This is a genomic window from Tateyamaria omphalii, from assembly GCF_001969365.1.
Lineage (GTDB): Bacteria > Pseudomonadota > Alphaproteobacteria > Rhodobacterales > Rhodobacteraceae > Tateyamaria > Tateyamaria omphalii_A.
Genome location: NZ_CP019312.1, coordinates 2,654,183 through 2,670,184, shown reverse-complemented (window position 1 = coordinate 2,670,184; position 16,002 = coordinate 2,654,183). Strand labels below are relative to the sequence as shown.

Annotated in this window: 23 protein-coding genes; 20 read left to right on the top strand and 3 right to left on the bottom strand. The window is 60.4% G+C overall.

Translation table 11 applies throughout. The features are described 5' to 3' along the window. Positions 1–5 precede the first annotated feature (5 nt). From rpsG to BWR18_RS13205, 7 genes are all read left to right on the top strand, one after another. Positions 6–476 carry a 30S ribosomal protein S7 gene (rpsG, locus tag BWR18_RS13235; RefSeq protein ID WP_076628880.1) on the top strand — a complete coding sequence of 157 codons (471 nt, stop codon included), beginning with the start codon at positions 6–8 and terminating at the stop codon, positions 474–476. Between the two features lie 26 nt (positions 477–502). Further along, the gene (gene fusA / locus BWR18_RS13230; protein ID WP_076628879.1) at positions 503–2,620 is read left to right on the top strand and encodes an elongation factor G; all 2,118 of its coding nucleotides are present in this window, start codon (positions 503–505) and stop codon (positions 2,618–2,620) included. Positions 2,621–2,709: 89 nt separating this feature from the next. Then, positions 2,710–3,885: an elongation factor Tu gene (gene tuf, locus BWR18_RS13225; RefSeq protein ID WP_076628877.1), complete on the top strand. Its 1,176-nt coding sequence runs from the start codon at positions 2,710–2,712 to the stop codon at positions 3,883–3,885. Between the two features lie 189 nt (positions 3,886–4,074). Beyond that, entirely contained in the window at positions 4,075–4,389 is a 315-nt protein-coding gene (gene rpsJ / locus BWR18_RS13220) for a 30S ribosomal protein S10 (RefSeq protein ID WP_039688718.1), read from the top strand. Between the two features lie 13 nt (positions 4,390–4,402). Continuing rightward, a complete protein-coding gene (gene rplC / locus BWR18_RS13215; protein WP_076628875.1) occupies positions 4,403–5,266 on the top strand; it encodes a 50S ribosomal protein L3 in 864 nt (287 codons plus the stop codon). Beyond that, positions 5,263–5,880 (top strand): 50S ribosomal protein L4, encoded by a 618-nt coding sequence (gene rplD / locus BWR18_RS13210; RefSeq protein ID WP_076628874.1) that lies wholly within the window; start codon positions 5,263–5,265, stop codon positions 5,878–5,880. Before rplC ends, rplD begins: the two co-directional genes overlap by 4 nt. Beyond that, a complete protein-coding gene (locus BWR18_RS13205; RefSeq protein ID WP_039688636.1) occupies positions 5,877–6,173 on the top strand; it encodes a 50S ribosomal protein L23 in 297 nt (98 codons plus the stop codon). The genes rplD and BWR18_RS13205 overlap by 4 nt, the downstream gene beginning before the upstream one ends. A 670-nt stretch (positions 6,174–6,843) precedes the next feature. Here the strand turns inward: BWR18_RS13205 and BWR18_RS13200 are convergent. Further along, positions 6,844–7,179 carry a phasin family protein gene (locus tag BWR18_RS13200; RefSeq protein WP_076628872.1) on the bottom strand — a complete coding sequence of 112 codons (336 nt, stop codon included), beginning with the start codon at positions 7,177–7,179 and terminating at the stop codon, positions 6,844–6,846. Positions 7,180–7,475: 296 nt separating this feature from the next. On the opposite strand from BWR18_RS13200, the gene queF reads away from it, so the two are divergent. Then, positions 7,476–7,940: a preQ(1) synthase gene (gene queF, locus BWR18_RS13195; protein ID WP_076628871.1), complete on the top strand. Its 465-nt coding sequence runs from the start codon at positions 7,476–7,478 to the stop codon at positions 7,938–7,940. Here the strand turns inward: queF and BWR18_RS13190 are convergent. After that, positions 7,907–8,743: a hypothetical protein gene (locus tag BWR18_RS13190; RefSeq protein ID WP_157598766.1), complete on the bottom strand. Its 837-nt coding sequence runs from the start codon at positions 8,741–8,743 to the stop codon at positions 7,907–7,909. The genes queF and BWR18_RS13190 overlap by 34 nt on opposite strands. Positions 8,744–9,360: 617 nt before the next feature. Between BWR18_RS13190 and rplB the strand changes: the two genes are divergently transcribed. The 7 genes from rplB to BWR18_RS13155 all read left to right on the top strand — a co-directional run bounded on the left by rplB (position 9,361) and on the right by BWR18_RS13155 (position 13,210). Then, positions 9,361–10,203, top strand: coding sequence for a 50S ribosomal protein L2 (gene rplB / locus BWR18_RS13185; RefSeq protein ID WP_076628868.1), 843 nt, complete (start codon positions 9,361–9,363; stop codon positions 10,201–10,203). 3 nt (positions 10,204–10,206) lie between these two features. Next, entirely contained in the window at positions 10,207–10,485 is a 279-nt protein-coding gene (rpsS, locus tag BWR18_RS13180; RefSeq protein WP_076628866.1) for a 30S ribosomal protein S19, read from the top strand. Then, complete coding sequence (gene rplV, locus BWR18_RS13175) at positions 10,482–10,874, top strand: 50S ribosomal protein L22 (RefSeq protein ID WP_076628864.1); 393 nt, start codon at positions 10,482–10,484, stop codon at positions 10,872–10,874. The genes rpsS and rplV overlap by 4 nt, the downstream gene beginning before the upstream one ends. Next, positions 10,874–11,581: a 30S ribosomal protein S3 gene (rpsC, locus tag BWR18_RS13170; RefSeq protein ID WP_076628862.1), complete on the top strand. Its 708-nt coding sequence runs from the start codon at positions 10,874–10,876 to the stop codon at positions 11,579–11,581. Before rplV ends, rpsC begins: the two co-directional genes overlap by 1 nt. A 13-nt stretch (positions 11,582–11,594) precedes the next feature. Then, positions 11,595–12,008: a 50S ribosomal protein L16 gene (gene rplP, locus BWR18_RS13165; protein ID WP_076628861.1), complete on the top strand. Its 414-nt coding sequence runs from the start codon at positions 11,595–11,597 to the stop codon at positions 12,006–12,008. A gap of 191 nt (positions 12,009–12,199) precedes the next feature. Further along, the gene (locus BWR18_RS13160) at positions 12,200–12,430 is read left to right on the top strand and encodes a hypothetical protein (RefSeq protein ID WP_172839386.1); all 231 of its coding nucleotides are present in this window, start codon (positions 12,200–12,202) and stop codon (positions 12,428–12,430) included. Positions 12,431–13,003: 573 nt separating this feature from the next. Beyond that, entirely contained in the window at positions 13,004–13,210 is a 207-nt protein-coding gene (locus tag BWR18_RS13155; RefSeq protein WP_076628857.1) for a hypothetical protein, read from the top strand. A gap of 125 nt (positions 13,211–13,335) precedes the next feature. On the opposite strand, the gene BWR18_RS13150 is transcribed toward BWR18_RS13155, so the two are convergent. Then, positions 13,336–13,956 (bottom strand): TIGR02466 family protein, encoded by a 621-nt coding sequence (locus BWR18_RS13150; protein ID WP_076628855.1) that lies wholly within the window; start codon positions 13,954–13,956, stop codon positions 13,336–13,338. Between the two features lie 282 nt (positions 13,957–14,238). Between BWR18_RS13150 and rpmC the strand changes: the two genes are divergently transcribed. The 5 genes from rpmC to rplE all read left to right on the top strand — a co-directional run bounded on the left by rpmC (position 14,239) and on the right by rplE (position 16,000). Beyond that, positions 14,239–14,439, top strand: a complete 201-nt coding sequence (gene rpmC, locus BWR18_RS13145; protein ID WP_076630311.1) for a 50S ribosomal protein L29 — start codon at positions 14,239–14,241, stop codon at positions 14,437–14,439. A gap of 12 nt (positions 14,440–14,451) precedes the next feature. Further along, positions 14,452–14,682 (top strand): 30S ribosomal protein S17, encoded by a 231-nt coding sequence (gene rpsQ / locus BWR18_RS13140; protein WP_076628854.1) that lies wholly within the window; start codon positions 14,452–14,454, stop codon positions 14,680–14,682. 79 nt (positions 14,683–14,761) lie between these two features. After that, positions 14,762–15,130 carry a 50S ribosomal protein L14 gene (rplN, locus tag BWR18_RS13135; protein WP_008757934.1) on the top strand — a complete coding sequence of 123 codons (369 nt, stop codon included), beginning with the start codon at positions 14,762–14,764 and terminating at the stop codon, positions 15,128–15,130. A gap of 1 nt (position 15,131) precedes the next feature. After that, on the top strand, positions 15,132–15,437 hold the full coding sequence (gene rplX, locus BWR18_RS13130; RefSeq protein WP_076628852.1) for a 50S ribosomal protein L24: 306 nt from the start codon (positions 15,132–15,134) through the stop codon (positions 15,435–15,437). Then, entirely contained in the window at positions 15,437–16,000 is a 564-nt protein-coding gene (gene rplE, locus BWR18_RS13125) for a 50S ribosomal protein L5 (protein WP_076628850.1), read from the top strand. The genes rplX and rplE overlap by 1 nt, the downstream gene beginning before the upstream one ends. Positions 16,001–16,002 lie beyond the last annotated feature (2 nt).

Sequence of the window (16,002 nt, the reverse complement as noted above, 5' to 3'; positions counted from 1 at the left end):
AGCAGATGTCACGTCGTCACGCCGCCGAGAAACGCGAAGTCCTGCCCGACGCCAAATATGGCGATAAGGTGCTGACCAAGTTCATGAACAACCTGATGGTCGATGGTAAGAAATCCACCGCCGAGCGCATCGTCTACAACGCGTTCGATCGGGTTGAATCCAAGATCAAGCGCGCACCCGTGGAAGTGTTCCACGAAGCGCTGGACAACATCAAACCGTCGGTCGAAGTGCGGTCTCGCCGCGTCGGCGGTGCCACCTATCAGGTGCCGGTTGAAGTGCGTCCCGAACGCCGCGAAGCGCTTGCCATCCGCTGGTTGATCACAGCCAGCCGTGGTCGCAACGAAAACACGATGGAAGAACGCCTCGCCGGTGAACTGCTCGACGCTGTCCAGTCGCGCGGTACTGCCGTGAAGAAGCGCGAAGACACGCACAAGATGGCCGACGCCAACAAAGCGTTCAGCCACTACCGTTGGTAACCCAGACACTCTGAGGAAGCAGCCCCATGGCACGCGAATATCCGCTCGACCGCTACCGCAACTTCGGCATCATGGCCCACATTGATGCCGGCAAGACCACATGTTCGGAACGCATCCTGTACTATACAGGCAAGTCCCACAACATCGGTGAGGTGCACGATGGTGCAGCCACCATGGACTGGATGGAGCAGGAGCAGGAACGCGGGATCACCATCACATCGGCTGCGACCACCACGTTCTGGGAGCGCACCGAGGACGGTCAGACCGCTGATACGCCCAAGCACCGCCTGAACATCATCGACACCCCCGGCCACGTGGACTTCACCATCGAAGTCGAGCGTTCGCTGGCGGTTCTGGACGGTGCTGTCTGTGTTCTGGACGCCAACGCGGGCGTTGAGCCGCAGACTGAAACCGTGTGGCGTCAGGCAGACCGTTACAAGGTGCCGCGCATGGTTTTTGTCAACAAGATGGACAAGATCGGCGCCGACTTCTTCAACTGCGTGCGCATGATCGAAGATCGCACCGGCGCGCGTGCCGTGCCCGTCGGTATCCCGATCGGTGCCGAAACCGAGCTGGAAGGTCTGATCGACCTCGTCACCATGGAAGAGTGGTTGTGGCAGGGCGAAGATTTGGGTGCATCCTGGATCAAGGCACCTGTGCGCGACAGCCTGTCCGACATGGCCAACGAATGGCGCGAGAAGATGATCGAGGCCGCGGTCGAGCAAGACGACGACGCCATGGAAGCCTATCTCGAGGGCAACGAGCCCGACGTCCCCACCCTGCGCAAACTGCTGCGCAAGGGCACGCTGGCGCTGGACTTCGTTCCGGTTCTGGGCGGCTCGGCCTTCAAGAACAAAGGCGTGCAGCCGTTGCTGAACGCCGTGATCGACTATCTACCCAGCCCGCTGGACGTTGTTGATTACATGGGCTTCAAACCCGGCGACGAAAACGAAGAGCGTAACATTCCGCGCCGTGCGGATGACGACATGGCGTTCTCGGGCCTCGCGTTCAAAATCATGAACGACCCCTTCGTGGGCTCGCTGACCTTCGTCCGCATCTATTCGGGCACCCTGAACAAGGGCGACTCGATGCTGAACTCGACCAAGGGCAACAACGAGCGCGTCGGTCGTATGATGATGATGCACTCGAACGACCGGGACGAGATCACGGATGCCTATGCGGGTGACATCATCGCTCTGGGTGGTCTGAAGAACACCACGACGGGTGACACGCTCTGCGACAAGAACGATCCGGTGGTTCTGGAAACCATGAACTTCCCCGATCCCGTGATCGAGATCGCGGTCGAGCCCAAAACCAAGGGCGACCAGGAGAAGATGAGCCAGGGTCTGGCGCGTCTGGCGGCCGAAGATCCGTCCTTCCGCGTGGAAACGGACATGGAATCCGGTCAGACCATCATGAAGGGCATGGGCGAATTGCACCTCGACATCCTGGTGGATCGCCTCAAGCGTGAGTTCAAGGTCGAAGCCAACATCGGCGCCCCGCAGGTGGCCTACCGCGAGACCATCGGTCACGAGGTCGAGCACACCTATACCCACAAGAAGCAGTCGGGTGGGTCGGGTCAGTTCGCCGAGGTGAAGATGATCATCTCGCCGACGGAGCCGGGTGAAGGCTATTCGTTCGAGAGCCGCATCGTCGGTGGTGCCGTGCCCAAGGAATACATCCCGGGCGTCGAAAAAGGCATCAACTCGGTCATGGACAGCGGTCCGCTCGCGGGCTTCCCTGTGATCGACTTCAAGGTGGCCCTGATCGACGGGAAATTCCACGACGTTGACTCCAGCGTTCTGGCCTTTGAAATCGCCGCCCGCATGGGCATGCGCGAAGGCATGAAGAAGGCGGGTGCGAAGCTCTTGGAACCGATCATGAAGGTCGAGGTCATCACGCCTGAGGAATACACCGGTGGCATCATCGGTGACCTGACATCGCGTCGGGGTCAGGTGTCGGGCCAGGAAAACCGCGGCAACGCCATCGCTATCGACGCGATGGTGCCGCTCGCCAACATGTTCGGCTACATCAACACGCTGCGTTCGATGTCGTCGGGCCGTGCCCAGTTCACCATGCAGTTCGACCACTACGATCCCGTCCCGCAGAACATCAGCGACGAGATCCAGTCGAAATACGCGTAATTCCAGCGGTGGGCAGATTGCCCACCCTACCACCCCCGTAGGGTGGGCAATCTGCCCACCGCGACACGAGACAAAGAAGGAGCTTTGCAATGGCAAAGGAAAAGTTTGAACGTACGAAGCCGCACGTTAACATTGGCACGATTGGGCATGTTGACCACGGCAAGACGACGCTGACGGCGGCGATCACGAAGTATTTCGGTGATTTCCAGGCATATGACCAGATTGACGGCGCGCCCGAAGAGAAGGCGCGCGGGATCACGATCTCGACCGCGCACGTGGAATACGAGACCGAGAACCGCCACTACGCCCATGTCGACTGCCCCGGCCACGCCGACTACGTCAAGAACATGATCACCGGTGCCGCTCAGATGGACGGCGCGATCCTGGTGGTGAACGCCGCGGACGGCCCGATGCCGCAAACGCGCGAGCACATCCTGCTGGGCCGCCAGGTGGGCATCCCCACCATGGTCGTGTTCATGAACAAGGTGGACCAGGTCGACGACGAAGAGCTGCTGGAGCTGGTCGAGATGGAAATCCGCGAGCTTCTGGACAGCTACGAGTATCCCGGCGACGACATTCCGGTCATCCCCGGTTCGGCCCTGGCGGCGATGGAAGGCAACAACCCCGAGATCGGCGAAGAGGCGATCCGCAAGCTGATGGCGGCCGTGGACGAGTTCATCCCGACGCCCGAGCGTGCGGTGGACCAGCCCTTCCTGATGCCGGTCGAGGACGTGTTCTCGATCTCCGGCCGCGGCACGGTTGTGACCGGTCGTGTGGAACGTGGCGTGATCAATGTGGGCGACGAGATCGAGATCGTCGGCATCAAGGACACGCAGAAAACGACCTGCACGGGCGTTGAAATGTTCCGCAAGCTGCTGGACCGCGGTGAAGCGGGCGACAACATCGGCGCGCTCTTGCGCGGGATCGACCGTGAAGCGGTCGAGCGCGGCCAGGTGCTGTGCAAGCCCGGTTCGGTCAAGCCGCACACGAAGTTCGAGGCCGAAGCCTATATCCTGACCAAGGAAGAGGGTGGCCGTCACACGCCGTTCTTCGCGAACTACCGTCCGCAGTTCTACTTCCGCACGACGGATGTGACGGGCACGGTTCAGCTGGCCGAGGGCACCGAGATGGTGATGCCCGGCGACAACGTGTCGTTTGGGGTTGAGCTGATCGCGCCGATCGCGATGGAAAACGGCCTGCGCTTCGCGATCCGCGAAGGCGGCCGCACCGTCGGCGCCGGCGTGGTGTCGAAGATTACTGAGTAAGTCATTGGCAAGCAGCGCCCGGGATGGTCCCCGGGTGCTGCTCCCATTGCTTTTGCAAGCAAAAGCAATTGCCGCACATTGGGTGCACCGGGCGTTGCCCGGCACCCCCGAGACGCGACGAGGGGTGTCGGTGGTCGATGCTCCTCCTCTCCGTTGGAAGCCCTAAGTCAAGGGAACACGACAATGGCCATGCAAAGCCAAAACATCCGCATTCGGCTGAAGGCGTTTGACTATCGTGTGCTGGACGCGTCCACGCAGGAAATCGTCAACACCGCCAAACGCACCGGTGCGTCCGTGCGCGGCCCCATTCCGCTGCCGAACAAGATCGAAAAGTTCACTGTTCTGCGCGGTCCGCACATCGACAAGAAATCCCGCGATCAGTTCGAGATCCGGACGCACAAGCGTCTTCTCGACATCGTCGATCCGACCCCCCAGACCGTGGACGCGCTGATGAAGCTCGACCTCGCCGCTGGTGTGGATGTCGAGATCAAGCTGCAGTCGTAAGGAGGGTATGAATATGCGCTCTGGAATTCTCGCAAAGAAAGTCGGCATGACCCGGCTGTTCATGGAAGACGGCAAGCAAGTGCCCGTCACCGTGCTGCAACTCGACGCCCTTCAGGTTGTCGGTCAGCGTACCTCGGACAAGGACGGCTACACTGCTGTGACGCTTGGCGCCGGTACGCCAAAGGTCAAGCGCGTGTCGAAAGCCATGCGCGGCCACTTCGCCGCCCAAAAGGTCGAACCCAAGCGGAAGCTCGTCGAGTTCCGCGTGACCGAGGACAACCTGATCGGTGTGGGCGAAGAGATCATCGCCGACCATTACTTCGAAGGTCAGTTCGTGGACGTCACCGGCACGTCGATTGGTAAAGGCTTTGCCGGTGCCATGAAACGCCACAACTTCGGTGGTCTGCGCGCCTCGCACGGTGTGTCGATTTCGCACCGTTCGCACGGTTCGACCGGCCAGTGTCAGGACCCCGGCAAGGTGTTCAAGGGCAAGAAGATGGCCGGCCACATGGGTGCTGCCAAGGTGACCACGCAGAACCTGCAGGTTGTGCGCACCGACAGCGACCGTGGTCTGATCATGATTAAGGGTGCCGTGCCCGGATCGAAAGGTGGCTGGGTCACCGTGAAGGATGCGGTCAAAAAGCCGTTCCCTGAAAACGCGATCCTGCCCGCCGCTCTGAAATCCGCCAAGGAAGAAGCGATGCGCGCCGCCGAAGAAGCCGCCGCAGCCGCCGCCGCCGAAGCGGAAGCCGAAGCACAGCGTCTGGCCGAAGAGCAAGCCGCCGCCGAAACGGCAGCCCTGAAGGAAGCCGAAGCGTCCATCGAAGCCGACAAGGCCGAAGATGGTGACGCAGACAAGAAAGAAGGTGACGCATGAAACTTGATGTCATCAAACTGGACGGCGGCACAGCCGGATCGGTCGAGCTGAGCGAGGACCTGTTCGGTCTCGAGCCGCGCGCCGATATCCTGCACCGCATGGTTCGCTGGCAGCGCAACAACGCTCAGGCCGGCACGCACAAGGTCAAGACCCGTTCGGAAACCAGCTACTCGACCAAGAAGATCTATCGCCAGAAGGGCACCGGCGGCGCACGCCACGGTGACCGCAACGCGCCGATCTTCCGCAAGGGTGGTATCTACAAGGGTCCGACACCGCGTTCGCACGGCCACGACCTGCCCAAGAAGTTCCGCAAGCTGGGTCTCAAGCACGCCCTGTCGGCCAAGGCCAAGGCAGGCGAGCTGGTGATCATCGAGGATGCGGGCACTGCGGGCAAGACCGCCGCTCTGGCCAAACAGGTCAAGGACCTCGGCTGGAAGCGTGCGCTGGTGATCGACGGGGCTTCGGTCAACGAAGAGTTCCTGAAGGCATCGCGCAACATCGAAGGTCTGGATATCCTGCCGACGATGGGTGCAAACGTATATGACATCCTCAAGCGTGACACCCTGGTGATCACGAAGGCGGGTGTCGAAGCACTGGAGGCCCGTTTGAAATGAGCGCCAAGGCAGAACATTATGACGTGATCCGCAAGCCGATCATCACCGAGAAAGCGACCATGGCGTCCGAGAATGGCGCGATCGTTTTCGAAGTGGCGATGGACAGCAACAAGCCCCAGATCAAGGAGGCCGTCGAGGCGCTCTTTGGGGTCAAGGTGAAGGCCGTGAACACGACCATCACCAAGGGCAAGGTCAAGCGGTTCCGCGGCCAGTTGGGCAAGCGGAAGGACGTGAAAAAGGCCTATGTCACGCTGGAAGAAGGCAACACGATCGACGTGACCACCGGTCTTTGATCGGGTTTGGTGGGCAAATTGCCCACCCTACGGAAATTGAGAACCCCGGCTGCGTGAGCGGTCGGGGTTTTTTCGTTGTCCCGTGGTGGGACAGGCCTTGGTTTGTGCGAAATCAAGGGGTTGTGGCGGCGGTTTAGGTATTTGTTAGGGAATTGAGCCGTTCGCCATGGGTGAGTGGGGCCTTACATTCATCACGCCCCGGCGGGCCAGTGCAGGCCACTTGCGTCCTTGTCAGGACAGGAGGCTTGTCGTTTTGCGGGCGGTGTGGACGGTGATCCGTTTAGATACTGCCATGGGCCGCGGGATGGCAGGTGGAGGCGTCATGTCCCGCGCGCCTCGATGCGGCAGGGCCGGTTACTTGCGTCTTCATCAGATCGGAAGGTTCGTCATTTTTGCGGGAGGTGGGGGCGGTGCGCCGCTGGCTGCTGGCACGAGTAGGGGCAGCAGGTGGGAGCCGTTGTGTCAATCGTGCTCGGAGCGACGGAGCAGGCCGCTTGCGCCCTTGTCAGAACGGAAGGCTCGTAATTTTCGGGGCAGGGCAGGGCAGGGCAGGGCAGGGCAGGGCAGAGGCGTTCACGCCGCTGGCGGCTGATATGGACCGGGGGGCGGCAGGTGGATGCCGTTATGTCACTTGAGTCCGGCGGGACAGAGCAGATCTGGTCCCCTCGTGTCAGAGCGGGATGTCGTCGTATTTGCGGGAGGCGGGGGCGGTGACGCCTTCGGTTGCCTTGGCGGTGGCCTTTGTCATCATCTCGACCATCCGCGTGGCTTGGTCCGTGTAGTCCTGCGCGGCCTCGCGGCAATAGGTCGACTGCATTGCCATCAACTCGGTCGGTGAGGTGCACGCCATCATCGCGCGCTGCGCGGCGAGGTCCTTTTGCATGCGCTCCATGGCGAAGCGGGTACACTCGGTCGTGATCTCCATCCACGCCTGTGCCGCGGTGGGATTGAAGGCCGCGAAGGTGGCGGTCATGGGATCGGTTTCGGCATGTGAGGATTTGGGCATAGGGGTGTCCTTTGCGGTGGGAGGCATGGGCAAAATAACGCGTTTGGCATGGGCACGAATTGATCTGGATCGTCTGCGCGACGGGACCGCAGCAAAGCGCCATCCGATGGCCCGGCGCCCGCCGAACATATATCACACCGTTACCTACAATGCTGTGTCGGTCTGGTGTTTGCGCAGCACCCATGTGACATGTGACGGCCAAATGCGCTGGCGTTGTGGCCACCCCATCCGACAATGCGTGCGATGATAGGGTGCAGCCATTGACAGAAGCACGGCCCAGACAAGAGGAAAAGACGATGTCCGATACGATCTACAGCAATCTCAAGCAGCTGGGCGGCGACACGGTGCAGCCCCGATCCCCCGAAGAGGCGGAGCTGGAGCGGGTGCAGAACCCGCAGGCCGACGTGGCCTATAACGTGCGGTTCACGGCGCCGGAGTTCACGTCGCTGTGCCCGATGACGGGCCAGCCGGACTTTGCTCATCTGGTGATCGACTATGTGCCGGGGCAATGGCTGGTCGAAAGCAAGTCGCTGAAGCTGTACCTCACGTCGTTCCGCAATCACGGGGCGTTTCACGAGGATTGCACGATTTCCATTGCGCGGCGGTTGGTGGGTTTTCTGGAGCCCGCGTGGCTGCGCATCGGGGGGTATTGGTATCCGCGCGGCGGGATCCCGATTGATGTATTCTGGCAGACGGGGGAGATGCCGGAGGGCGTGTGGATCCCGGATCAGGGCGTGCCGCCGTATCGGGGGCGGGGGTAGGGTTTGGAAGCCCCCTGGCGCTGAGGTCGAGCGCCATGCCTGATCGGGTCGTCATGTTTTGATGACAACCGTCTGATTGTCCCGACATCTGCCGTCAGTTCCAGGAAATCGACGTCCAATTCCGCGGCGATGTCGGTTGGGACCGACAGGGTTGCAAGCTGTTCCTTGAGGACGTGTTTCGCCAATAGTTTTGAGAGAAACGGAGATTTGCGTCTACACTTGGCAATCAGCCTGTGCCGTTTATGGCTGAGGATCGATGTCAAAACACTTCCCGCATCTATTGCGGGCAACCAGCGTGCGCCCGCCGCGCCGGTTTTGCTGATGTTTTTCTGTTGCAAAGCCGTAATTGCTTGGATGCCGTCCAGTTCCGGGAATTGCGCCAGGTGTTTGGGAAAGTCATTCAGCATTTCGAAATTTAACAGGACGAGCGTTTCGAAACCAAGCGCGGTCAACCGTTGAATGATACATTTATATCGGTAGCAATGCACATGACGGCTGGTGCAAAAGCCGTTGAAGTCACGCCAGTATTTGCCTTCCAGACCCAAATACAATTCCTGATAGAGAGATGGAATAGCGTCGCTTGGCCGGCGCAATGTCAGCAGGATGACCGTGGGCATGCCCTGCACCATGTCGGCCAGGGCCTCAAGCCGGTCGGGCGATTGCAAGTGCCTGTCGCCCAGCAGCAGCATTTCTTCGGAAATGAACACGGATTGGCCGGCGTTGAGTGCGTCTTTGAACTCTTTGCGGATCTCGGCGCGTTTGGCGCTGCCTTTTGCGTCCGGAAGATGGGCGTGCGCCAGCACCTTTGCCGACAGGCCGGTGTTGTTCTCGCGCGGTTGAAAACACCCGCCATACCGTGCGCGTGTCAGTGTTGCATTCTGGACGGCGAATTGCAGGGCAGTTGTTCCTGTTTTGGGCGGGCCGATATGAATGAAGATTTTCGCGGTCATGTTTCTGGCAGTGCGATTGGGGGTATTTTTGTTTCGGGTCGTTTGGCGATGTATCTATTGCTCCCGGATTGAATCAACGCGGCGGCAGATGGCTCGGCATGGGATTGCGCAGCCCTAAGCGCGTAATTGCGCGATGCCTGTAAATTCAGCTTATTTCACTGCGACGGAAATTCGGGGGTATTGCGTATTGGGCAAATAATTTGGAAATACGCGACGGAATTCGCGTGCTGTTCCGTAATGGCCGATTGCACTGTGCGCGGACCGAACGCCCGGCCCCTTGACCCCACCCGACCCCTGCCGTAAACGACCCCATCTGCACCGCCCCGGATTCGTCCGGGGCTTTGCCGTTGTTCGTAAGGCGGACGTGTCGTCCGCCCTGCCAGCACTCGACCCGGGCACCTTCGGGGGCCTTTAACCATAGGTGGACGTCAACGGACGGACCATCGTTTAGCAAAACGGAAGACAGTAACATGGCACTCAAGTCGTACAAGCCGACGACGCCGGGCCAGCGTGGGCTGGTTCTGATCGACCGTTCGGAGCTGTGGAAGGGGCGCCCCGTCAAGGCGCTGACCGAAGGTCTCACCAAGAATGGTGGCCGCAACAACACCGGACGGATCACGATGCGCCGCAAGGGCGGGGGCGCAAAGCGTCTTTATCGGATCGTCGATTTCAAACGGAACAAGATGGACGTCACGGCCGTGGTCGTGCGCATCGAATATGACCCCAACCGGACCGCGTTCATTGCCCTGGTGCAATATGAGGACGGCGAGCAGGCCTATGTGCTGGCGCCGCAGCGTCTGGCCGTGGGTGACAAGATCGTGTCGAGCCAGAAGGCCGACATCAAGCCCGGCAACTGCATGCCGTTCTCGGGCATGCCCATCGGGACAATCGTGCACAATATCGAGCTGAAGCCCGGCAAGGGTGGTCAGATCGCGCGTGCCGCCGGCACCTATGCCCAGTTCGTGGGCCGTGACGGGGGCTATGCCCAAGTCCGCCTGTCGAGCGGAGAGCTGCGTCTGGTCCGTCAGGAATGCCGCGCCACCGTGGGTGCCGTGTCGAACCCCGACAACTCGAACCAGAACTACGGTAAAGCCGGGCGCATGCGCCACAAGGGTATCCGCCCGTCCGTGCGTGGTGTGGTCATGAACCCGATCGACCACCCGCACGGTGGTGGTGAGGGCCGGACCTCGGGTGGTCGTCACCCTGTGTCCCCATGGGGCAAGCCCACCAAGGGGGCCCGGACCCGCAACAAGAACAAAGCGTCGCAAAAGCTGATCATCCGCTCGCGTCACGCCAAGAAGAAGGGGCGTTAAGATATGTCTCGTTCAGTCTGGAAAGGTCCGTTTGTCGACAGCTATGTGCTGAAGAAAGCGGAAGCGGCGCGCGAGAGCGGTCGCAACGAAGTCATCAAGATCTGGTCCCGTCGGTCCACCATCCTGCCCCAGTTCGTGGGGCTGACCTTTGGTGTGTACAACGGCCAGAAGCATATTCCCGTGAACGTGTCCGAAGAGATGATCGGTCAGAAGTTCGGGGAATATTCGCCCACGCGGACCTATTACGGTCACGCCGCTGACAAGAAGGCGAAACGCAAATGAGCAAGGACAAGAACCCTCGCCGCGTGGCGGACAATGAGGCGATGGCAAAGACGCGCATGTTGCGCACGTCTCCGCAGAAGCTGAACCTCGTGGCCCAGATGATCCGTGGCAAGAAGGTGGACAAGGCCCTGACGGACCTGACCTTTTCCAAGAAGCGGATCGCGCAGGACGTCAAGAAGTGCCTGCAATCGGCCATCGCCAACGCTGAAAACAACCACAACCTGGATGTGGACGAGCTGATCGTCGCGGAAGCCTGGGTTGGCAAGAACCTGACCATGAAGCGTGGACGCCCCCGGGCGCGCGGCCGGTTCGGCAAGATCATCAAGCCGTTCGCCGAGATCACGATCAAAGTGCGTCAAGTTGAAGAAGTCTCTGGGGAGCAAGCCTGATGGGGAATAAAGTCAATCCGATTGGCATGCGCCTGCAGGTGAACCGCACCTGGGACAGCCGCTGGTATGCCGACACCAAGGATTACGGTGATCTTCTGCTGGAAGACCTGAAAATCCGTGAGTTCATCAAGACCGAGTGCAAGCAGGCCGGTGTGGCCCGTGTGATCATCGAGCGTCCGCACAAGAAGTGCCGCGTCACGATCCACACAGCCCGCCCCGGTGTCATCATCGGCAAGAAGGGTGCGGACATCGAAGGTCTGCGCAAGAAGCTGTCGAAGCTGACCGACTCCGAGCTGCACCTCAACATCGTTGAGGTCCGCAAGCCCGAGCTGGACGCCGCCCTGGTCGGTGAAAGCATCGCGCAGCAGCTGGAACGCCGTGTGTCCTTCCGCCGTGCCATGAAGCGTGCCGTGCAGAACGCCATGCGTATGGGTGCCCTGGGCATCCGCGTGAACGTGGCCGGTCGTCTGGGTGGGGCAGAGATTGCCCGCACCGAGTGGTACCGTGAGGGCCGCGTGCCCCTTCACACCCTGCGTGCTGACATCGATTACGCACATGTCGAGGCGGAAACCGCCTATGGCATCATCGGGATCAAGACCTGGATCTTCAAAGGCGAGATCATGGAACACGACCCCGCTGCGCGTGACCGCAAGGCACAAGAACTCCAGGACGGTCCGGCCCCACGTGGTGCCGGTGGCCGTCGCTAAGGGAGAGTAACAGATGCTTCAACCAAAGCGTACGAAGTTCCGTAAGCAGTTCAAAGGCTCGATCAAGGGCAAGGCAAAGGGCGGGTCCGACCTGAACTTTGGCACCTACGGCCTGAAGGCGCTGGAGCCCGAGCGGGTCACGGCCCGTCAGATCGAAGCCGCGCGTCGTGCGATGACGCGTCACATGAAACGTCAGGGCCGGGTCTGGATCCGGATCTTCCCCGACGTGCCTGTGACCGCCAAGCCGATCGAAGTGCGGATGGGTAAAGGTAAGGGCTCGGTCGACCGGTGGGCGGCCAAGGTCAAACCCGGCCGCGTGATGTTCGAGATCGACGGTGTGAACGATGATGTTGCGCGCGAAGCGCTGCGTCTGGCGGCCATGAAGCTGCCGATCAAGACGCGGGTCGTGGTGAGAGAAGACTGGTAAGCCGATTGCGCCCTTTGGGGCGCAATCCGTGCGCGGTAGGGTATTTGCCAAAGGCAAATGCACGAGAGCGGCACCCGGTAGAGTTTTTAGGACTGGTCCTGTGGTGGGCAGATTGCCCACCCTACATGGCGAATTGAGAGCCCCCGGCGTGAGAGCGTCGGGGGCATTTTGTTTGATGGAGGAGTCATACTTTGAAGTGTGATGTCGACCGCTTCTTTGACGTAATGCCAGTGTTTTATCTGGGATTGGTGATCGGTTTTTTGGTGATGCTGTTTTTGAACCGCGGTAGTTTCATTGATACGATTATGGACCTGATTGGTCGTCGAGCCAGCAAGTATCCTGGTACCAAGTTTTGTTTGTCCGCCCTTGTCTCTGGTGGAACGTTGGCGGCATTTATCCTATTACATTGCGAAAGCACCTGATCGCTGCACCAAGCCGGGCACCCAGCCCGGCCAGCGCCCGCCCGCCCGCCCCCCGGAGGGCGGGCGCTATGTCAACATCCGCGCTGAGCGATTGTGCTGTGCTCAACGGTGAGGGAACGCGCAGATCAGAGGCCCTCCAGGTCGGTCGGGCGCTGGCCTGTTTCGAACATTGGAATTGAGAGACCCAGCGCGGAGTCAAGGCCGCAGGCCGCCGCGCCATCGACAGGCCACCCCCGGGCCTGTCGATTGGGTGATGTCAGCGCGTCGCTTGTATGGAAGATGTACTTGGCTGCCATAAAGTGCTGCAGAATTGGCGTTGGTTCGACAGACCGTGGCCTGTCGAGGGCGCGGCTTGAGCCATAGTGGAGCCTGTCGATTGGGGGATGTCAGCGCGTCGCTCGGACCTAAGCTGTACTTGGCTGCCATAAAGTTCTGTTGAACGACGGTTGGGTCGACAGAGCGTGGCCTGTCGATGACGCGGCTTCGGTTGCAACCCCCCTTTGGGCATAGCCAAATCCCGACAAACCTCTACACTCGGTTCCAAGCGCCACATCTGCCAAAGAGGCCGTATCCATGAAGCACGTTCCCAAAGCCACCACCGACGAAGACCTGATCCAAGCCTTTCTCGACAAGGGCGGCGAGGTCAAGAAGGGCAAGACGAAGCCGATGCCCGAAGGGTTGGGCCTGTCCAACAATCAGTGGGGCAATACGCTGACGAAAGAGGAAAAGGCGGCCAGGAAGGCGCACGAAGAGGCCAGCAAGGCGGCCGCCAAGAAGTAGGACGCGTGCGGTGCGCAGTGAATGCGCACCCTATGGGAGCAGGGCGTTTCAGGCGGTCTGGGGCTTCGCCCGCTCGGACCTCAAACGCTCCCCCGGAGCGTTTGCCGCTGCGCGGGCCGGTCCTCTCACTCCCAACCGTAGTTGAAAGACACCGACACGCGCTCGTCCTCGGCCATGTTCATGGGCACCTCGTGGCGCAGCCAGCTTTCCCACAGCAGGACATCCCCCACGGACGGTTTGGCGTAGTGGAACTGCGCCAGGTCTTCTGGTGCATCCTTTGTCCGGCCGGGTGAGGCCATCATCATGGGCAGGCGCGGGTCTTCGAGTTTCAGCGCGCTTGTCCCGTCGGGCATCGCCACATAGGTCGTGCCCGAGATGACCGAGTGGGGGTGGATGTGGCCGGTATGTATCCCGCCTTCGGGCAGGATGTTGATCCAGATACTGTCGAGTTTGAGGGCCTTGTCGCCGAGGTCGAAGGCCAGGTCCTTGGCGAAGGCGGCGACGTGGGCGTCGAGCGCCTTGACGAGATCGGCGAAGATCGGAAACCGCCAGGGCAGGTCGTCGAGCGAGGCGTAGGAGGTGTAGCCGGGGTAGCCTTGCGCCTCGCACCAGTCGTGGCCTGCCTCGTCGTCTTCTGCGATGGCGTAGCAGTGCTGTTCCAACTCGTCCGGATCGAGTTTGGGCGCGAAGTCGGACAGTGGCGCGTGGTAGAGGCGGGTGGCGAAGAGGGATGTGATTTTGGGCATGCCGGTTCAATACCGCGGAACGCGATATTGAACCAGTGCGCGGGTGTTGCTTCTTGCAAGACGCAGCGGATGCGGGCCCCGGTGGCAGTGGTATCCCTCAGCCCAGTAAGGCATAGATATAGTGTGCAGCGCAGCGCCCCCGCGCACCCCTGTTTTTCTTTGCGCTAATGGGGTTGCCATACCCATGGCGCCCCCATATACGGCCCCTCTATTCACCCACTCCACGGGAATCGGTGTCACGTCTTTGGCGGCACCCTCGTGATGTTGAAAAGGAAAAAGGCGATGAACGCCCAGGAACTTCGGGATAAAACCCCGGACCAGCTGCGTGATGAGTTGGCAAATCTGAAGAAAGAAGCCTTTAACCTGCGCTTTCAGCAGGCCACAGGTCAACTTGAGAACCCGGCGCGTCTGCGTTCGGTCCGTCGTGATGCAGCCCGCGTCAAGACGATCCTCAATGAACAAGCCGCCAAAGCGGCCGAATAAGGAGAGCACGAAATGCCCAAGCGTATCCTGTCTGGCGTCGTGACCTCCGACGCAAACGCACAAACAGTCACCGTGTCCGTCGAGCGCCGCTTTACGCACCCGGTTCTGAAAAAGACCATTCGTAAGTCCAAGAAATACCGGGCGCACGATGAACAGAATGCCTTCAAGGTCGGTGACACCGTTCGCATCATCGAATGCGCGCCGAAATCGAAGACAAAACGCTGGGAGGTGCTGGAGGCCTAACTCCGGCGCTTGTCCGCATTAATCGAAACCCTGGGGATCAGGCGAACGCATCAGCCCCCCAAAGGTCGGGAGACACCAAATGATCCAGATGCAGACAAACCTGGATGTTGCTGACAACTCCGGCGCCCGCCGAGTGCAGTGCATCAAGGTTCTGGGTGGTTCCAAGCGTAAATACGCGTCCGTCGGCGACATCATCGTCGTGTCGGTCAAGGAAGCCATCCCGCGCGGTCGCGTGAAAAAGGGCGACGTCCGCAAGGCCGTCGTCGTGCGCACCGCCAAGGAAGTGCGTCGCGAAGATGGCACTGCCATCCGCTTCGACCGCAACGCAGCCGTTATCTTGAACAACAACAACGAACCCGTCGGCACCCGTATCTTTGGGCCCGTCGTTCGTGAGCTGCGCGGCAAGAACTTCATGAAAATCATCTCGCTCGCCCCGGAGGTGCTGTGACATGGCTGCCAAACTGAAAACCGGTGACAAGGTCGTCGTGCTGGCTGGCAAGGACAAGGGCAAGGAAGGCACCATTTCTTCCGTGAACCCCAAGGCCAACAAGGCCGTTGTGGACGGTGTGAACATCGCCATCCGCGCCACGCGCCAGACCCAACAGAGCCAGGGCGGTCGCATCCCCAAGGCGATGCCCATCGACCTCAGCAACCTCGCGCTGATCGACGCCAACGGCAAACCCACCCGCGTGGGCTTCAAGATGGACGGCGACAAGAAAGTGCGCTTTGCCAAGACAACAGGGGACGTGATCTGATGCTTGACACAGCAAACTACACCCCGCGCCTGAAGACCCAGTTCAAGGACAGCATCCGCGCTGCCATGAAAGAGGAATTCGGCTACAAGAACGACATGCAGATCCCGCGTCTGGACAAGATCGTTCTGAACATCGGCTGCGGCGCTGAAGCTGTCAAAGACAGCAAGAAGGCAAAATCCGCACAGGAAGACCTCACCGCCATCGCCGGTCAAAAGGCCATGACCACGAAAGCCAAGAAATCCATCGCGGGTTTCCGGGTGCGTGAGGACATGCCCTTGGGTGCCAAAGTCACCCTGCGCGGCGACCGCATGTATGAATTCCTGGACCGTCTGATCACCATCGCGCTGCCCCGCGTCCGCGACTTCCGCGGCGTGTCCGGCACATCCTTTGATGGCCGTGGCAACTATGCCATGGGCATGAAAGAGCACATCGTGTTCCCCGAGATCGACTTCGACAAGGTCGACGAGACCTGGGGGATGGACATCGTGATCACCACGACCGCCGACAATGATGCCGAAGCAAAAGCCTTGCTCAAGCATTTCAACATGCCCTTCAACTCGTAAGC

Coding starts and splice junctions, on each gene's coding strand:
- rpsG (WP_076628880.1), top strand. CDS start 6: ATGTCACGTCGTCACGCCGCCGAGAAACGCGAAGTCCTGCCCGACGCC.
- rplX (WP_076628852.1), top strand. CDS start 15,132: ATGGCTGCCAAACTGAAAACCGGTGACAAGGTCGTCGTGCTGGCTGGC.
- BWR18_RS13155 (WP_076628857.1), top strand. CDS start 13,004: ATGAAGCACGTTCCCAAAGCCACCACCGACGAAGACCTGATCCAAGCC.
- rpsJ (WP_039688718.1), top strand. CDS start 4,075: ATGCAAAGCCAAAACATCCGCATTCGGCTGAAGGCGTTTGACTATCGT.
- rplC (WP_076628875.1), top strand. CDS start 4,403: ATGCGCTCTGGAATTCTCGCAAAGAAAGTCGGCATGACCCGGCTGTTC.
- BWR18_RS13205 (WP_039688636.1), top strand. CDS start 5,877: ATGAGCGCCAAGGCAGAACATTATGACGTGATCCGCAAGCCGATCATC.
- rplD (WP_076628874.1), top strand. CDS start 5,263: ATGAAACTTGATGTCATCAAACTGGACGGCGGCACAGCCGGATCGGTC.
- rpsS (WP_076628866.1), top strand. CDS start 10,207: ATGTCTCGTTCAGTCTGGAAAGGTCCGTTTGTCGACAGCTATGTGCTG.
- rpsC (WP_076628862.1), top strand. CDS start 10,874: ATGGGGAATAAAGTCAATCCGATTGGCATGCGCCTGCAGGTGAACCGC.
- BWR18_RS13200 (WP_076628872.1), bottom strand. CDS start 7,179: ATGCCCAAATCCTCACATGCCGAAACCGATCCCATGACCGCCACCTTC.
- BWR18_RS13150 (WP_076628855.1), bottom strand. CDS start 13,956: ATGCCCAAAATCACATCCCTCTTCGCCACCCGCCTCTACCACGCGCCA.
- rplE (WP_076628850.1), top strand. CDS start 15,437: ATGCTTGACACAGCAAACTACACCCCGCGCCTGAAGACCCAGTTCAAG.
- rplP (WP_076628861.1), top strand. CDS start 11,595: ATGCTTCAACCAAAGCGTACGAAGTTCCGTAAGCAGTTCAAAGGCTCG.
- fusA (WP_076628879.1), top strand. CDS start 503: ATGGCACGCGAATATCCGCTCGACCGCTACCGCAACTTCGGCATCATG.
- rplB (WP_076628868.1), top strand. CDS start 9,361: ATGGCACTCAAGTCGTACAAGCCGACGACGCCGGGCCAGCGTGGGCTG.
- rpmC (WP_076630311.1), top strand. CDS start 14,239: ATGAACGCCCAGGAACTTCGGGATAAAACCCCGGACCAGCTGCGTGAT.
- queF (WP_076628871.1), top strand. CDS start 7,476: ATGTCCGATACGATCTACAGCAATCTCAAGCAGCTGGGCGGCGACACG.
- tuf (WP_076628877.1), top strand. CDS start 2,710: ATGGCAAAGGAAAAGTTTGAACGTACGAAGCCGCACGTTAACATTGGC.
- rplV (WP_076628864.1), top strand. CDS start 10,482: ATGAGCAAGGACAAGAACCCTCGCCGCGTGGCGGACAATGAGGCGATG.
- rpsQ (WP_076628854.1), top strand. CDS start 14,452: ATGCCCAAGCGTATCCTGTCTGGCGTCGTGACCTCCGACGCAAACGCA.
- rplN (WP_008757934.1), top strand. CDS start 14,762: ATGATCCAGATGCAGACAAACCTGGATGTTGCTGACAACTCCGGCGCC.